General features: G+C 69.5%; 15 protein-coding genes, 1 tRNA gene and 1 pseudogene. 10 read left to right on the forward strand and 7 right to left on the reverse strand.

From position 1 onward, the window contains the following. Positions 1-259: pseudogene (locus ABFX51_RS15670) on the forward strand (hypothetical protein); the annotation flags it as partial. A gap of 12 nt (positions 260-271) precedes the next feature. On the opposite strand, the gene ABFX51_RS15675 reads toward ABFX51_RS15670, so the two are convergent. Continuing rightward, positions 272-514, reverse strand: coding sequence for a hypothetical protein (locus ABFX51_RS15675; RefSeq protein ID WP_091509297.1), 243 nt, complete (start codon positions 512-514; stop codon positions 272-274). Between the two features lie 84 nt (positions 515-598). On the opposite strand from ABFX51_RS15675, the gene ABFX51_RS15680 reads away from it, so the two are divergent. Beyond that, positions 599-1378 (forward strand): ESX secretion-associated protein EspG, encoded by a 780-nt coding sequence (locus ABFX51_RS15680; protein WP_346054111.1) that lies wholly within the window; start codon positions 599-601, stop codon positions 1376-1378. On the opposite strand, the gene glfT1 is transcribed toward ABFX51_RS15680, so the two are convergent. Genes glfT1 through wzm form a run of 3 tightly spaced genes read right to left on the reverse strand, consistent with a single transcriptional unit; the run spans position 1372 to position 4064 of the window. Then, the gene (gene glfT1 / locus ABFX51_RS15685) at positions 1372-2283 is read right to left on the reverse strand and encodes a galactofuranosyltransferase GlfT1 (protein WP_091509293.1); all 912 of its coding nucleotides are present in this window, start codon (positions 2281-2283) and stop codon (positions 1372-1374) included. The two genes, ABFX51_RS15680 and glfT1, sit on opposite strands and share 7 nt — an antisense overlap. A 2-nt stretch (positions 2284-2285) precedes the next feature. After that, on the reverse strand, positions 2286-3101 hold the full coding sequence (gene wzt, locus ABFX51_RS15690; protein ID WP_091509290.1) for a galactan export ABC transporter ATP-binding subunit Wzt/RfbE: 816 nt from the start codon (positions 3099-3101) through the stop codon (positions 2286-2288). 9 nt (positions 3102-3110) lie between these two features. After that, a complete protein-coding gene (wzm, locus tag ABFX51_RS15695; RefSeq protein WP_091509289.1) occupies positions 3111-4064 on the reverse strand; it encodes a galactan export ABC transporter permease subunit Wzm/RfbD in 954 nt (317 codons plus the stop codon). 144 nt (positions 4065-4208) lie between these two features. Between wzm and ABFX51_RS15700 the strand changes: the two genes are divergently transcribed. The 5 genes from ABFX51_RS15700 to ABFX51_RS15720 all read left to right on the forward strand — a co-directional run bounded on the left by ABFX51_RS15700 (position 4209) and on the right by ABFX51_RS15720 (position 9291). After that, positions 4209-6059 (forward strand): glycosyltransferase, encoded by a 1851-nt coding sequence (locus ABFX51_RS15700; RefSeq protein ID WP_091509286.1) that lies wholly within the window; start codon positions 4209-4211, stop codon positions 6057-6059. A gap of 65 nt (positions 6060-6124) precedes the next feature. Continuing rightward, positions 6125-7315, forward strand: coding sequence for an acylneuraminate cytidylyltransferase (locus ABFX51_RS15705; RefSeq protein WP_091509284.1), 1191 nt, complete (start codon positions 6125-6127; stop codon positions 7313-7315). Beyond that, a complete protein-coding gene (locus ABFX51_RS15710) occupies positions 7312-8181 on the forward strand; it encodes an N-acetylneuraminate synthase family protein (RefSeq protein WP_091509281.1) in 870 nt (289 codons plus the stop codon). The genes ABFX51_RS15705 and ABFX51_RS15710 overlap by 4 nt, the downstream gene beginning before the upstream one ends. Next, positions 8174-8866, forward strand: coding sequence for a hypothetical protein (locus ABFX51_RS15715; protein WP_245783132.1), 693 nt, complete (start codon positions 8174-8176; stop codon positions 8864-8866). Before ABFX51_RS15710 ends, ABFX51_RS15715 begins: the two co-directional genes overlap by 8 nt. Continuing rightward, positions 8863-9291, forward strand: coding sequence for a hypothetical protein (locus ABFX51_RS15720; RefSeq protein ID WP_091509279.1), 429 nt, complete (start codon positions 8863-8865; stop codon positions 9289-9291). Before ABFX51_RS15715 ends, ABFX51_RS15720 begins: the two co-directional genes overlap by 4 nt. Positions 9292-9318: 27 nt before the next feature. On the opposite strand, the gene ABFX51_RS15725 is transcribed toward ABFX51_RS15720, so the two are convergent. Beyond that, positions 9319-9876: a bacterial proteasome activator family protein gene (locus ABFX51_RS15725; protein WP_177228761.1), complete on the reverse strand. Its 558-nt coding sequence runs from the start codon at positions 9874-9876 to the stop codon at positions 9319-9321. A 117-nt stretch (positions 9877-9993) separates the two neighbouring features. Here ABFX51_RS15725 and ABFX51_RS15730 point away from each other — a divergent pair, with 117 nt between their 5' ends. Next, entirely contained in the window at positions 9994-11193 is a 1200-nt protein-coding gene (locus ABFX51_RS15730; protein ID WP_346054112.1) for a cysteine desulfurase-like protein, read from the forward strand. On the opposite strand, the gene ABFX51_RS15735 is transcribed toward ABFX51_RS15730, so the two are convergent. Together ABFX51_RS15735 and ypfJ are read right to left on the reverse strand one after the other, a co-directional pair. Beyond that, entirely contained in the window at positions 11190-12167 is a 978-nt protein-coding gene (locus ABFX51_RS15735) for an NAD(P)H-quinone oxidoreductase (protein ID WP_091509273.1), read from the reverse strand. The genes ABFX51_RS15730 and ABFX51_RS15735 overlap by 4 nt on opposite strands. A gap of 20 nt (positions 12168-12187) precedes the next feature. Next, complete coding sequence (gene ypfJ, locus ABFX51_RS15740; protein WP_346054113.1) at positions 12188-13105, reverse strand: KPN_02809 family neutral zinc metallopeptidase; 918 nt, start codon at positions 13103-13105, stop codon at positions 12188-12190. A 470-nt stretch (positions 13106-13575) separates the two neighbouring features. Here ypfJ and ABFX51_RS15745 point away from each other — a divergent pair, with 470 nt between their 5' ends. Then, positions 13576-14040 carry a MarR family winged helix-turn-helix transcriptional regulator gene (locus tag ABFX51_RS15745; protein WP_091509269.1) on the forward strand — a complete coding sequence of 155 codons (465 nt, stop codon included), beginning with the start codon at positions 13576-13578 and terminating at the stop codon, positions 14038-14040. A gap of 20 nt (positions 14041-14060) precedes the next feature. Beyond that, positions 14061-14145: transfer RNA gene (locus ABFX51_RS15750), tRNA-Ser, on the forward strand. The last annotated feature ends 819 nt before the right edge of the window (positions 14146-14964 follow it).

Consider the following 14964-nt stretch of genomic DNA (forward strand, 5'->3'; position numbering starts at 1 on the left):
GTCGGCGGCCGGCGGCGGCGCGGGCGCCGGTGCGCAGAGCGGTGCCAGGGCCGGTGGCGCGGGTGCCGCCGAGACCGCCGGGGGCGGTGGCCGCGGTGGTGCGGGCGCCGCGGGTCGCGGCGGCATGGGTACGCACGGCGGCCGGGGCAAGGGCAGCGAGGACGAGGAGCACCAGCGCCCGTCCTGGCTCATCGAGCCCGACCCGGACGACGTCTTCGGCACCACCGAGCGCACCGCACCTCCGGTGATCGGGGAGTAGCCCGGCCCGGGGTCAGTGCAGCCCGAAGACCTTGCCCTTCCGCTGGAGGTCGTCGATGTACGCCACCGCGACCTGCGCGAAGTTCACCCAGACCCGGGTGTCCTCTTTGGTCTGCACCGACTCCACCGAACCGTGCTCCAGCAACAGGTGCAGCTTCGTTTCGAGTTCGTCGGCGTCCTTGTCCGGCAGCGCGAACACCAGCGGCTCACCACCGGTGTGCAGGTGCAGGACGAGTGCGGGTTTCCTGTCGGCCATGCGTCCAGAACAGCAGCCCGCGATCATGTCCGGCAACACGGTTCGCTCAAAGCAGAGGAACCACTTCGAGGGGGACGACCGACGATGCCACACCAGTTCTCGCTGTCACTGGCGGCGCTGGACATCCTGCTGGAGCACCTGCGGCTCGGGCGGGCACCGGCACCCTTCGAGGTCCCCCACGTCGGCACCACGTTCGACGAGCGCGCCCAGATCCGCGACGCCGTGTTCCGCGACCTCGAGTCGCGCGGGGTGACGAGCCGCGGGCGCCTCGATCCCGACGTCGAGCTGGCGTTGCGCACCTTCGTCCAGGGCCCCGTCGCGATCATGGCGGTCGCCCAGCTGGAACGCGACCAGCAGCTGTTCGCCCGCGCCGCCTCGAACGGGCAGTACGCGGTGGTCGCCAAGCAGGACCGGAACTCCCTGGTCTTCACCGACTGCCGGCCCACCGCGCTGGTGCCCGGCATCGTCGACCTGCTGCCGCGAACCCCCGCGGCGGCAGGGCCTTCCGTCACCATCCCCAAGCCGGCCCAGCAGAGCGGGCGGCACCGCCGCGACGACGACGCGTACGACCCGTTCGCCGGAGTCGCCAAGCCACGCTCCACCGCACCCGCCCAGCTGCGCATGGTCGAGCGGATCTTCCAGAAACCCAAGCTGCGCATCGGCCAGTTCAGCCTGGTCGTCCCCGGCCGCGACGGCAAACCCGCCCGCCTGACACCCACGGCGTGGTTCGACACCGAGGAAGGCCGCTACTTCGCCACGTCACGCAAGGCCGACGACGGGCAGAGCTGGCTCACCTACGCACCCGCCGACAACGCCCGCATCGCGCACCACCTGTTCGAGGAGCTGCAGCGGTACGGTCAGTAGCGGAAGAACCGCTCCCGCTGCCCCTGGCGCACCAGTTTCAGCCACTGCACGAACGCCTTCGGGTCCCGCTTGACGCCCACGAAGTACAGGCCGAACCGGAGCACCTCCAGCGCCCCGATCCGGCGCATCCCCGGCTGCGACAGCAGGTAGCCGCGGTTGCGGTAGGTGTAGTAGCGCTTGACGTCGTTCTCCGGGTCCTGCGCGTGGAACCGCCCGCCGAGCATCGGCTTGAACTCGTCCGAGCCGTCGGGGTGCAGGTACGCGACGCGCAGCGACGTGCCGAACGGCAGGCCGGACCGCACCAGCCGCCGGTGCACCTCGACCTCGTCACCGCGGACGAACAGGCGCAGATCGGGCACGCCGACGACGTCGAGCGTCGACGCCCGGAACAGGGCACCGTTGAACAGCGACGCGATCCCAGGCAGGAAATCCGTGCCCAGCTCGGCCGACGACCGCTTCCACGTCAGCCCGCGGCGCAGGGGGAAGGCCAGCTTCGCCGGGGCGTCGATGTTGCTCACCACCGGCGAGACCTCGGCCAGCCCGCGTCGTTCGGCCTCCTCCAGCAGCACGCCCAGCACCCGCTCGTCGGCGGGGCGGCCGTCGTCGTCGGCGAGCCAGATCCAGTCCGCGCCGAGCGCCAGCGCGTGCAGCATGCCCAGCGCGAACCCGCCGGCGCCGCCGAGGTTGTGGTGCGACGGCAGGTACGTGTGCGGCAGCGGGTACGCCTCGACCACGTCCAGTGCCGGCTGGTCCGGCCCGTTGTCCACGACGACGAGGTGGTCCACGGGCCTGGTCTGCGCCGCGATCACCTTCAGCGAGTCCGCGAGCAGGTCACGCCGGTGCCGGGTGACCACGACGGCCACCACGGCGCCCGCCGGCAGCGGGCCCTGCTCCGAACCGCTCATGCTCACTCGCCGCCTTTGGCCGTCACGACGTGCTCGATACCGAGCCGCTCCGCCATTTCCGCGCTCATGTTCTCGTACGGGTCGCGCCCCTTGTAGGCGGTCAGCACCTCGCGCAGCGAACCCTGCATGCGCATGCGGCCCTCGTCCATCCAGATGGCCGTGGTGCACAGCTCCAGCAGCAGGTCGTCGGCGTGCGAGGCGAAGACCAGCAGACCCGAGCGCTTCACGAGGTCGACGAGCCGGTCGCGGGCCTTGTTCAGGAACGCCGCATCGACCGCGCCGATGCCCTCGTCGAGGATGAGGATCTCGGGGTCGATCGTGGTGACGACGCCGAGCGCGAGCCGCACGCGCATACCGGTCGAGTAGGTGCGCAGCGGCATCTGCAGGTAGTCGCCGAGCTCGGTGAACTCCGCGATGTCGTCGACCCGCTTCTCCATCTGCTTGCGCGTCATGCCGAGGAACAGGCCCCGGATCATGATGTTCTCGTAGCCGGAGATCTCCGGGTCCATGCCGATGCCCAGGTCGAACACCGGCGCGACCTTGCCCTCGACGCGGGCGGACCCGCGGGTGGGCTCGTAGATGCCCGACAGCAGCCGCAGCAGCGTGGACTTGCCGGCGCCGTTGTGCCCGACCAGGCCGACGCGGTCGCCGTCCTTGAGCGACAACGTCACGTCCTGCAGCGCCTCGATGATCGGGACCTTGCTCTCGGTGCCGATCTTGCCGCCGACCTTGCCGAGCACCTTCTTCTTCAGCGAACGGGTTTTCGCGTCGAAGATCGGGAAGTCGACGTAGGCGTTCTGGACCTCAATGCTGACCATGTCTAGTTCTCACACCCAGTAGGAGACGCGGGCCCGGTAGTTGCGCATGGCGACCAGCGCGAGCAGCCAGCCCACGATGGTGATCCCGCCGACCACGACCCAGCTCCAGGGGTTGACGGCCTGGCCGATGAGCGGGGCCCGCAGGATCTGGACGAAGTGGTAGAAGGGGTTGAGGTGCACGATCGGGACGACCCAGCTGGCCATTTCGGCACGCGCGCCGTGGCCGTAGAGCTGGTCGATCGGCCACACGATGGGCGTCATGTAGAACAGCAGCTGGATCAGCGAGTTGATCACCTGCGGGATGTCGCGGTAGCGGGTGGAGATGATGCCCAGCAGCAGGGTGACCCACCAGGCGTTGAACGCCAGCAGCACGAACGCGGGGATCGCCGACAGCGAGTACCAGCCGAAGCCCGGGTGGCAGATGACGTCGGGCTCGCACACGCCGCTGTTCAGCCCGTAGCTGTGGTTCAGGCTCGTGAAGAAGATCGCGTCGATGATCACGACGACGATCAGGTTGTGCGCGAACATCAGGGTCTGCCGCCACACCGTGCGCAGCGCGTACACCGTCAACGGCGCGCGGATCTGCTTGATCAGGCCCTCGTTCGCGATGAACGACTCCATGCCCTCGGACAGGCAGCCGCTGATGAAGCCCCAGACGATGAACCCGGTGGAGATGTAGGGCAGGAACGTGGTGATGTGCAGCCCGAACAGCTGCGAGTACAGCAGCCCGAGGCCGAGGGAGATGACACCCTGGCTGATGGTGATCCAGAACGGGCCGATCACCGAGCGCCGGTAACGCTGCTTGATGTCCTGCCAGCCCAGGTGGCTCCACAGTTCGCGCTGCGTGAAGCCGTCACGGATGTCCGCGAACGCGCGTGAGAAGGAGCGGCTGTCGGGCGGCGTCGGGTTCGGGCCCTTGACAACGGGATCGCTGGCCGTCTGGACCGTGCTGGTGGCGTGCACGTGGCCAAGGGTAGCGAGTGGAGAGGGGGTGGCCCGCGCAGGGCTTTGGTCGTATGCGGGCTTCGCGCCGGGCACGATATCTTTCACGCATATGAGTGGAACGAGCAGGCGTTTCCACGTATTCATGATTCGGAGCTTGACGCCATGGTCAAGGAGCAGCACGAACCTGGCGAGAGATTACTTGCCCAGCGGACCCACTTCGCGGCACGGTCGTTTCTCGCGCCGAACGAGATGTACGCCCAGGTCAAGCAGGGTTCTGCCAGCCAGGAGCGCGATCGGCTCAGCGTCGAGCCCCATGCCTTCGTCACGACGAACACGTATTTCGGCCGGTTTCCGGCCAGTTACTGGCAGCGCTGCACCGAGGTCGCGGAGGTCGTCGTCGAAGCGGTGGTGACCGGCTCCGGCAGGTTGCTGATCACCGCGTCCGACATCTGGGGTGACGTCCGCGGTATCGACGCGCACACCGCCACCGGGGCGAAGGCCGAGACGGTGCGGCTGACGGCGCCCATCGACCGTTTCGTCGACGGCGGCGCGCTGTGGCTCGACGTCCAGACCGACGACGAGACGCTGGTCGTCGAGCAGGTCCGCTGGACCGTCGCCGCGCCGCGGGCGCTGCGCCCCGTCTCCATCGCGATCTGCACCCACAACCGGGCGGACTACTGCCTGGACACCCTCACCGAGCTGGCCGAGGACCCCGACGCGCTCGGTGCGGTCGCCGCGGTGCACGTCACCGACCAGGGCAACGACGCCGTGGAGTCCCGGGACCGCTTCGCCGTGGTCAAGCAGGCCATGGGCGACAAGCTGCACTACATCCGCCAGCCCAACCTCGGTGGTGCGGGTGGCTTCACCCGCGGCATGTACGAGATCGTCGAGGGCGAGCGTGGCGCGGAGTCCTACGTCCTGCTCATGGACGACGACGTCAAGCTCGAATCCGACACCGTCGTGCGCCTGATGGCGATCGCCAACTGTGCGACCCAGCCGATCCTGGTCGGCGGCCAGAGCCTGCAGGAGCTGCACCCCGACCGCCTCTGGGTGGACGCCGAGGTGGCCGACCTGCCGAAGCTGAAGCCGGGGCTCACGCCCACCGAGGAGTCGATGTCCGGCCGCTCGATGCTCCAGCACTCGCAGGAGCTGCGCCGGGACGCCACGCACAACGCGTGGTGGTGCTGCCTGATCCCGGCCGAGGTCGTCGCGAAGATCGGCTACCCGCTGCCGGTGTTCTTCCAGTGGGACGACATCGAGTACGGGCTGCGCGCCCGCGCCGCCGGGTTCGTCACGTTCACGCTGCCCGGTGCCGGCGTGTGGCACCAGGACCTGCACTGGAAGGACTGGGACGACTGGTCCCGGTACTTCCACTTCCGCAACAGCCTCGTCGTCGCGGCGCTGCACGGCGCGTTCAGCTCGTCGCGGACGACGGCCTTGCTGGCCAAGGAGTTCAGCGAGACGCTGGCCGCGATGCAGTACGGCCTCGCGGCCACGATGATCAAGGCGATCCAGGACTTCCTCCGCGGGCCGGAGGTCCTCTCCGACGGGGGTGCCGAGATCGTGCCGCAGGTGCGGAAGCTGCGTGCCGAGTACGCGGAGACGGAGACGCTGAAGCCGTCCTCGGTCAAGGTCCCGGCGGGCGAGATGCCGATCGTGGTCCCCGCGCCCAAGCCGTCGAAGCCCACGCTGGTACTGCTGAAGCGGCTGGTCGACCAGCTGCGCAACGGGCAGGAGCAGGGTGCGGCGATCCGTTCGCACGACCAGTACTGGTGGCACGTCGCGAGGTTCCGGACGGCGGTCGTCACGGACTCGGCGCAGACCGGCATGCGCGTGCGGAGGTTCGACCGCGAGCTGATGGTGCGCCTCGGCCGTGAAGGGGCGAAGACGCTGTGGCGCCTGCGCCGCGAGGGGGACGCGGCCGTGCGCCGCTGGAACGAGGCGCAGCCGCGGTTGGTGAGCAAGGAGAACTGGGAGCGGCTGTTCGAGTTGGACAAGAACAACAACCGCTGACACGTCCGTAAGTCACGAACAACCCTGTGCGCACGCGCACAGGGTTGTTCCGTACGCTCGCCCTTATGTCACAGCTCGACAGCGCTCGGGTGCTGGCCGTGGTCCCCGCGCGCGGCGGGTCGAAAGGCGTGCCGGGTAAGAACCTCATCGAGGTCGGCGACGAACCACTCATCACCCGCGCGGTTCGCGCACTGGGCAGGGCGTCCCGCGTGGACGACATCGTGGTCAGCACGGACAGCGCCGAGATCGGTGCGGTCGCCGCGGACGCGGGTGCCACCGTTTTCCCGCGCCCCGCGGAATTGTCGGGGGATTCCGTTTCGTCGGAAGCGGTTCTCCTGCATTGTCTGGACATCTTCCGGGGGCAGCACGGCTCCGACCCCGACGTGGTCCTGATGGTGCAGTGCACGTCGCCGTTCATCGCGGCCGAGACGATCGACGGCGTGGTGTCCTCGATCCTCGACGAAGGCTGGGACTGTGCGTTCACCGCGGCCCGGGTGCACGAGTTCCTGTGGCGCCGCGACGGATCCGGAGCGGCGGTCGCCGTGAACCACAGCGCCGAGGTCCGGCCGCTGCGCCAGGAACGCGAGCCGGAGTTCCGGGAGACCGGCGCGGTCTACGGCATGCGCACCACCGGTTTCCGCGCCGCGAAGCACCGCTTCTTCGGCCGGATCGGCCTCGTGGAGATGCCGGCGTCGCACGCCGTGGAGATCGACTCGCACGACGACCTGGCCATCGCCAGGGCGCTCGCAGCCGGCTTCGACTCCTCGCTGGGCACCGACGTCGACGTGGACGCCGTCGTCACCGACTTCGACGGGGTGCACACCGACGACCGCGCGATCGTGCTGCAGGACGGCACCGAGGGCGTCGTGGTCAGCCGCTCCGATGGCGCGGGAGTGGCGCGGCTGCTGGCCGCCGGCATCCCGCTCATGATCCTCTCGGTGGAGCAGAACCCCGTCGTGGCAGCACGTGCGAAGAAGCTCGGTGCCCAGGTGCTGCACGGCGTCGGGGACAAGGCGGCGGTGCTCAAGTCGTGGCTCGCGGAGCAGCGGCTCGACCCCGCCCGCGTCGCCTACGTGGGCAACGACCTGAGGGACCTCGACGCGATGGCGCTGGTCGGCTGGCCGGTCGCGGTCGGCGACGCCCACCCCGCGGTGCGCCAGGCGGCCCGGCTGGTGCTGACCAAAGTGGGCGGTGCGGGTGCGGTCCGGGAGCTGAGCGACCTGGTTTTGCGTGCGTACGAACGGAGGAACGCGTGACCTCGACCGTGCGGATCGGCGATCGCGAGGTCGGCGAGGGCAGGCCGGTGTACACGGTCGCCGAGATCGGCATCAACCACAACGGCGACCTGGAAATCGCCAAGCAGTTGATCGACATCGCGGCGAACACCGGTGTCGACGCGGTGAAGTTCCAGAAACGGACCCCGGACATCGCGACGCCGCCGGACATGCGCGACACCCCGCGTGACACGCCGTGGGGCGAAATGACCTATTTGGACTACCGGTACCGGGTCGAGTTCGGCGTCACCGAGTACGAGGAAATCGACCGGTACTGCGCGGAGCGCGGCATCGCGTGGTTCGCGTCCCCGTGGGACGTGCCGAGCGTGGACTTCCTGGAGAAGTTCGACGTGGTGTGCCACAAGGTGGCGTCGGCGTCGCTCACCGACAGGGAGCTGCTCGTCCGGTTGCGGGACACCGGCCGCCCGGTCATCGCTTCGACCGGAATGTCCACTATGGACGAAATCGACGCCGCGGTGGAGTTGCTCGGCACGGACCGGCTCGTGTTGCTGCACACGACGTCGACCTACCCGTGCCCGCCGGAGGAGGCGAACCTGCGCACGATCGAGACGTTGTCGCGCCGGTTCGGTGTCCCGGTCGGTTACTCCGGGCACGAGCGCGGTCTGCAGGTCTCGATCGCGGCCGTCGCGCTGGGCGCCTGCCTCGTCGAACGGCACGTCACGCTCGACCGCACGATGTGGGGCTCGGACCAGGCCGCGTCGCTCGAACCCGAGGGACTGCGGCGGCTGGTCCGCGACATCCGGACCGTCGAGGCGGCGATGGGCGACGGCGTGAAGCGGGTCTTCCCCGGCGAAGAGGCGCCGAGGAGGCGGTTGCGGCGTGTTTAGCGAGGCCGTGGAGGCCGAGCGTGACGACGCGGTCGCCGACGACGAGCTCGACGTCCATCGCGAGCTGTTCACCGCGTACGCCCGCGGGCAGCGGCCGCCCGAGACGATCACCGTCGTCGGCAACGCGCCGATGCGGCCGGATCCCGCTCGCGCCCGGCTGATCGACGACAGCGACCTCGTGCTGCGGCTGACGACGTTCGCGCTCGACGAGCACGGGGAAGCGCCCTGTTACGGGCGCAAGACCGACGTCGTGGTCGTGCACCGGGGAGTGCTCGCGAGCCCGCACACGTTCGCCGACTACACGTCCAGGCTGTACCTGCTGGCCGAACCCGGCCGGATGCACTGGGAGCCGGAGTGGTTGCCGGACTGGTGGCCGCCGGACCTCGGGTTCCTGCCGATCCCGAACCGGCCGGTCGTCCGCCCGCTGGGGCGCCTGCTGGGGCTCGACCCCGCCCAGCCGGTCTGGGCGACCACCGGCACGCTCGCCGTCTACCTGTGCGCCCGGCTGTTCCCCGAGGCGAAGATCCGGATGGCGGGGTTCTCGATCGTGGACGACCCTGAGCAGACCAGGTTCGCGCACGCGTGGGGCGCCGACGTGGAAGTGACCGTGGACCACCGGCTGCGGGCCGAGTCCGCGCTGTTGAGGTCGTGGCGTGACGAAGGAAGGGTCGAAGTCCTCCCGTGAGCGGTGTGAAGAGGCTGGGGAAGGTGCTCGCGTTCCCGCTGTGGCGGAAGCTGCGGTGGCGCATCGAGCAGGTCACCGAGCAGCGCCACGGCCCGCGGTTCGACGAGCTGCGCCGTGAGCTGGACGGTTTGCGCGGCGAGGTGCACACGCTCCGCGAGGAGCTGCGCGGGCACGTCGAAGCCATCACGAACAGGCTGGACTGGCACGACAACGAGCTGAAGCTCATGACGCCGATCCTGTCCGGGCTGCAGACCCGCGTCGCGGAGTTGGAACGGCCCGGCGTCGCGGAGGGCGACCCGCGGCCCGCTCTGGACGAGGTGCGGGCCGAGCACGCGCGCATCCGGGCACGGCTGACCGCGGTGGCCAAGTACGAGGAACGCCTGGCCCGGGTCGAGGACACGCTCAGCACGCGGCTGGGGCAGTGACCTCCGGCCGGGCCCGGCGCCGCCCCGCTAGAGGTACTGCCCGGTCCCGCTGATGCCGGGGGTGTGGCCGTCGCCGCGGGCGGTGGTGCCCGGGGGCAGCCCGCGGCGCATCTGCTCCAGCTGCACGCGTGCCGCCATCTGCTGGGCGAACAACGCGGTCTGGATGCCGTGGAACAGCCCTTCGAGCCAGCCGACGAGCTGGGCCTGCGCGATGCGCAGCTCCGCGTCCGACGGGGTGGAGTCCTCGGTGAAGGGGCTCACCAGGCGCTCCAGCTCGTGCTGCAGCTCCGGCGCGAGCGCCTGCTCCAGCTCCTTGACGGAGGTCTGGTGGATCTCGCGCAGGCGGTTGCGGCTCGCGTCGTCCAGCGGCGCCGCGCGCACCTCCTCCAGGAGCTGCTTGATCATCGTGCCGATGCGCATCACCTTCGCCGGTTCTTCGACGAGGTCACCGACGGACTCCTGCTGCTGGTCCTCCTCGCCCGACGGCACCCGCGCCGTGCCCACCGGGGCACCGTCCGGGCCGACCACGAGCACGTGCTGGGCCTGCTCGTCGGACTGGGGGTTGAGGTTGTTGGGGTCGGTCATCGCTCCATCCATGGACTCGCCTCGCCGCAGGTGCGGCACGTCCGAGCCTAGCCGCCCGGCGCGCCCATAGCCCAACCCCGGACGCGCAGCGAAATTACTCCTCCGTACCGTGTGCCCATGGCGTTCGACGTCGCTCGAATTCGTGGGTTGTTCCCCGCGCTGGGTGACGGCTGGATCCACTTCGACGGCCCTGCCGGAATGCTGGTACCCGAACAGGTGGCCTCGGCCGTGTCCACGGCGATGCGTGCTCCGGTCTCCGTGCCCGGTGGCGCGTTCCCGGCCTCCCAGCGTGCGGAGAGCATAGTGACCGCCGCCCGGCGGGCGGTGGCCGACCTCGTCGGTACCGATCCGGCCGGTGTCGTGCTCGGGCCGAGCGCCGCCGTCCTGCTCCGCCGCCTCGCCGACGCGATGAGCGAGCGGTGGACGCTGGGCGACGAGGTCATCGTGTCGCGGCTCGACGAGCACGCGAACCTCGTCCCGTGGCAGCGCGCCGCGAAGCGCGTCGGCGCGATCGTGCGCTGGAGCGAGATCGACATCGAGACCTGCGAGCTGCCCGCGTGGCAGTACGAAAACCTCGTCACCGCCCACACGAAGGCGGTCGCGATCACGGCCGCGTCCGGTTCCGTCGGCACGAGGCCCGACGTGCCGACGGTCGTGGAGTTCGCCAAGCGCGTCGGCGCGACGGTCGTCGTCGACGCGACGTACGCGGCGCCGTTCCTGCCGCTCGACCTGCCGGAGCTGGGTGCCGACGTGATCGTGGTGTCCGCGCAGTCCTGGGGCGGTCCCGCGGTGGGCGCGCTCGCGTTCCGCGACCCCGAGATGATCGAGCGGCTGCCGTCGGCGTCGCTGGACCCGGACGTCCGCGGCCCGGCGCGACTCGAACTCGGCCCGCACGCGTACCCGCTGCTCGCGGGCCTCATCGCGTCGATCGACTACCTCGCGGGCCTCGACGACGCCGCCACCGGTTCACGCCGCGAGCGGCTCGTCACGTCGCTGGGCTCGGCGAAGTCGTACCACGCCGGCCTGCTCGCGCAGCTCACGAGCGAGCTGCGGGCGTTGCCGCACGTGATGGTCATCGGGGACGCGATGCGGCGCATCCCGGCGCTGGCGTTCGCCGTGGCGGGCAAGAAGGCGCCGGAGGTCGCGGACCACCTGGCGGCACAGGGCCTGTGCGCGTTCGCCGACGACGGGACCAGCGGGGTGTTCGCGGCGCTGGGCGTCGGCGAGGTCGGCGGCGCGGTGCGCATCGGCCTCGCCCACTACTCCAACGTCTTCGAGGTCAACCAGCTGGTCCGCGTCCTCGAGGAACTCCGCTAACCCTTGGTGGTGAGCAGAACCTTCCCGAACACGCCGCCCTCTTCCAGTGCGGTGTGTGCCTTCGAGGCCTCGGACATCGGCACCGCCTGGCCGACGATCGGCTGAATCGTCCCGTCCTCGACGAACGGCCACAGGTTCTTCCGCACGTCGGCGACGATGCGGCCCTTGTCCTCCACCGGCCGCGCGCGCAACGTCGTCGCCGAGATCACGCCCCGCTTGGCGATCAGCTGGCCGAGGTTCAGCTCCGCCTTGGTGCCGCCCTGCATGCCGATGATCGTGAGCCTGCCGTTGGGCTTCAGCGCCGCGATGTTGCGCTCCAGGTACGCGGCGCCCATGTTGTCGAGGATGACGTCGGCGCCGCCGGTCTCCTCCTTCAGCACTTCGACGAAGTCCTGCTCGCGGTAGTTGATCGTGATGTCGGCGCCGAGCTGGCGGCACCGGTCGAGCCGCTCGGGTGAGCCGGCCGTGACCGCGACCGTCGCGCCCAGCGCCTTCCCGACCTGGATCGCGTGGGTGCCGATGCCGCCGGCACCGCCGTGGACGAGCAGGACCTCGCCCTCGGTCAGCTGCCCGATCATGACGACGTTCGACCACACCGTGCACGCGACCTCGGGCAGCCCCGCCGACGTGACGAGGCTGACCTCGCCGGGCACCGGCAGCAGCTGCACGGCGGGCACGACGACCTTCTCGGCGTACCCGCCGCCCGCGAGCAGCGCGCACACCTCGTCACCGACCTGCCACCCTTCGACGCCCTCGCCGACCGCGGCGATCGTGCCGGAGCACTCGAGCCCCGGGATGTCGCTCGCGCCGGGCGGCGGGTTGTAGAAACCCTGCCGCTGCAACAGGTCCGCGCGGTTGACGGCGCTCGCGGCGACCTCGACGAGCACCTCGCCGGGGCCGGGCTCGGGATCGGGAACCTCCGTCCACTCCAGGACTTCCGGGCCGCCGGGCTCACGAATGGTGATCGCATGCATACCCGTGACCCTATCTCGGCTCAGCCGAGGTCGCGGGCGCCGAAGGTGTCGCAGCGGGCGGGGTCACCGGTCGTGAAGCCGGTGTTGAACCACTTCTCGCGCTGCGCCGACGTGCCGTGCGTGAACTGGGAGGTGTCGATCTTGCCGTTGCCCAGGTTCTTCTGGATGTAGTCGTCGCCGATGCGGGACGCCGTGTCGAGCGCGCGCTGGATGTCGTCCTGGGTGATCTCGGTGATCAGCGGGCGGCCGCTCGACGACGGGGTGGTGGTGGCGTGGTTGCCCCAGACGCCGGCGTAGCAGTCGGCCTGCAGTTCGAGGCGCACCGAGCCGGAGGTGGGGCCGGTGCCGTTGCCGACGCGGTCGGAGGTGCCGAGGAGGTTCTGCACGTGGTGGCCGTACTCGTGGGCGAGGACGTAGGCCTCGGCGAACGGCCCGCCTTCGGCGCCGAAGCGGGTCTGGAGTTCCTGGAAGAACGACAGGTCGATGTAGACCTCGGAGTCGGCGGGGCAGTAGAAGGGGCCGGTGTCGGAGGTGGCGCCGCCGCAGCCGGTGCGGACGCTGCCGTTGAAGAAGTTCGTGGGGACCTTGCGGTAGGTGCGGCCGGAGCGGGCGAACTGGTCGGTCCAGTAGTCCTGGATGGAGTTGATGATCGCGACGACGGCGCAGTCGTGGTTGCGGTTGGCGTCCGCGCCCGTGCGGCACTCCTGGGAGAGGGTGCTGTTGCTGATCTGCTGACCGGAGCCGAGCTGGCCGAGGCCGACGCTGCTGCTGCCGGTGGTGCCGACGCCGCCCAGCTGGCTCAGCACGAAGTAGATGATCAGGCCCACCACGCCGAGCCCGCCGCCACCGAGCGCGACCCGGCCGCCGATGCCACCGCCTCCGCCGCGCAGGTCGTCAACCTCGGACGTGTCCAGGCCAGCGTTGTCGTCGAACCTCATGGTTGCGGAAGCCTACTGAAGAAATCCCGGGCGCGGTGGTTGGAGGAACCGCGCCCGGGATTCACCGAGGTTGTCACTGTTGTGGGGCGGTTGGCTGCCTCTCGGGCCGGCGGGTTTCGCACTGCCGGTGCGCACGCGGAGGTGGTACCGAAGCAGGCCAGATTCCCGCCGTGATGCGCGAGAGGTGGCGCACGGGGACGCCCGTGCTGTTCACATCGCGGCCGGGCCGGCGATCACCGTCTCCCGGCCGTGGGGGCGCAGCAGGCAGTCAACCGCGGGGTTTTTCTTGCCACTGAACCACCTGACCTTCCGCGGCGGCGGCCCCGCGCCGGGCACCCCCGGTGGTGTCCCGGTACCGCGGAGCTTCGTCCTCCGTCACTGCCCAGCATGCGCCTTTCCGGCGGCGGGCTCAACCGATCCGTCATCCCACGTCCGGGCGGATCCGCGTTCGCCCGCTAGGGTTGCCGGGCATGGGCGAAGTGCGCTGGCTGAGTGAACCCGAGGCGAAGGCCTGGCGGTTCTACATCGTGGCCACGCTCAAGCTGCGGCACCGCCTGCACCGCGAGCTGAGCGAAGCCCAGCAGGTCTCCCTGATCGACTACGAGGTGCTCGTCTGCCTGGACACCCAGGCGGACGGCCGGATGCGGATGACCGAGCTGGCGAACTTCCTGGGGTCGACGAAGAGCAGGCTGTCGCACCAGGTGGGGCGCGTGGAGGACGCCGGGTACGTGCGCCGGGTCCCCGATCCGGAGGACAAGCGCGGCGTGATCGCCGAGCTGACGCCCGCGGGCCGCGCCCTACTGGAACGCGCCGCGCCGACGCACGTCCAGGGCGTGCGGGAACACCTCATCGACCTGCTGACGCCGCAGGAGCAACGCGTGATCGGCGAGGCCTTCGAGCGGGTGTACGAGCACCTGAACCAGCTACCGGACTGACGGGCTACCCTGCAGGGCAGGGAAGCGTGGCAGAGCGGCCGAATGCACTCGCCTTGAAAGCGAGCGTGGGGCAACCCACCGGGGGTTCAAATCCCTCCGCTTCCGCGTCTGTGACCAGGGGGTGTCGGATGGGGCGGCTTCGGCCGCTTCTCCGGCACCCCGCCTGGTCTCATTTCTGGTCTCATTTCAGTCCAACGTTCCCGGTGACGGCGGCCTCCCGGGCACGAGACACCCGGAGGGGCTGCGCGGCAGCCTGGCGGTCTCCAGAGATGGACCGTGCTCGCGCGAGCGGAGTTGCCCGAAGCGATGCCGCATGTCTAAGAGATGGAATGGTTGCACGGCCGTGGCGCGGATAGTTCAAACGGCCTAACGAACTATGAGCGGTTTAGACCTTTTTTACCGCCGGTGGTTGACGGTTCTTTGTGGCCGTCATTAACGTTGTACAACGCGCAGACGCGCGGTATCTAAGGGGATCTTCTGGGGTTGATACTTCCAACTGGAAGGAGCTCGCGTTCCCCTTGGATGCTATTGCATCGAGATGAACGCGAAAGGATCTGTTGTGCGAAGCCGCAGTGTCAGTTTTGCCCGAAGACTCTTCTTGGCGCTTTCGGGGATGCTTCTCGTTCTCGGTTTTGGCGTCGGTGTGGCACATGCGTCCGATGCTGGTTTAGTCAGCAGTAGTGTTAGGGATAAGGTCTTATCGGTGAATTGGGCGCCGCAAGTCCTGAAGGCTGACGTCTGTTCATTGCCGGTATCTGAACGGACTGGAACTTGGTTGTGTCCCGCTGCCCGCAGAGTGATACCGAGTGTGCTGACAATAGATTCATTTGGTCCATTGGATCCACCTCCCTACCGGGATAGATACTGGCTCTTCGCAGTTGAGGGTGTAGCGCATGGCGCTGGGCGGTTGGCGCGTTGGTGACC

Origin of the sequence: Amycolatopsis dongchuanensis (assembly GCF_039542405.1) — a bacterium.
Taxonomy (GTDB): Bacteria; Actinomycetota; Actinomycetes; order Mycobacteriales; family Pseudonocardiaceae; genus Amycolatopsis_E; species Amycolatopsis_E sacchari.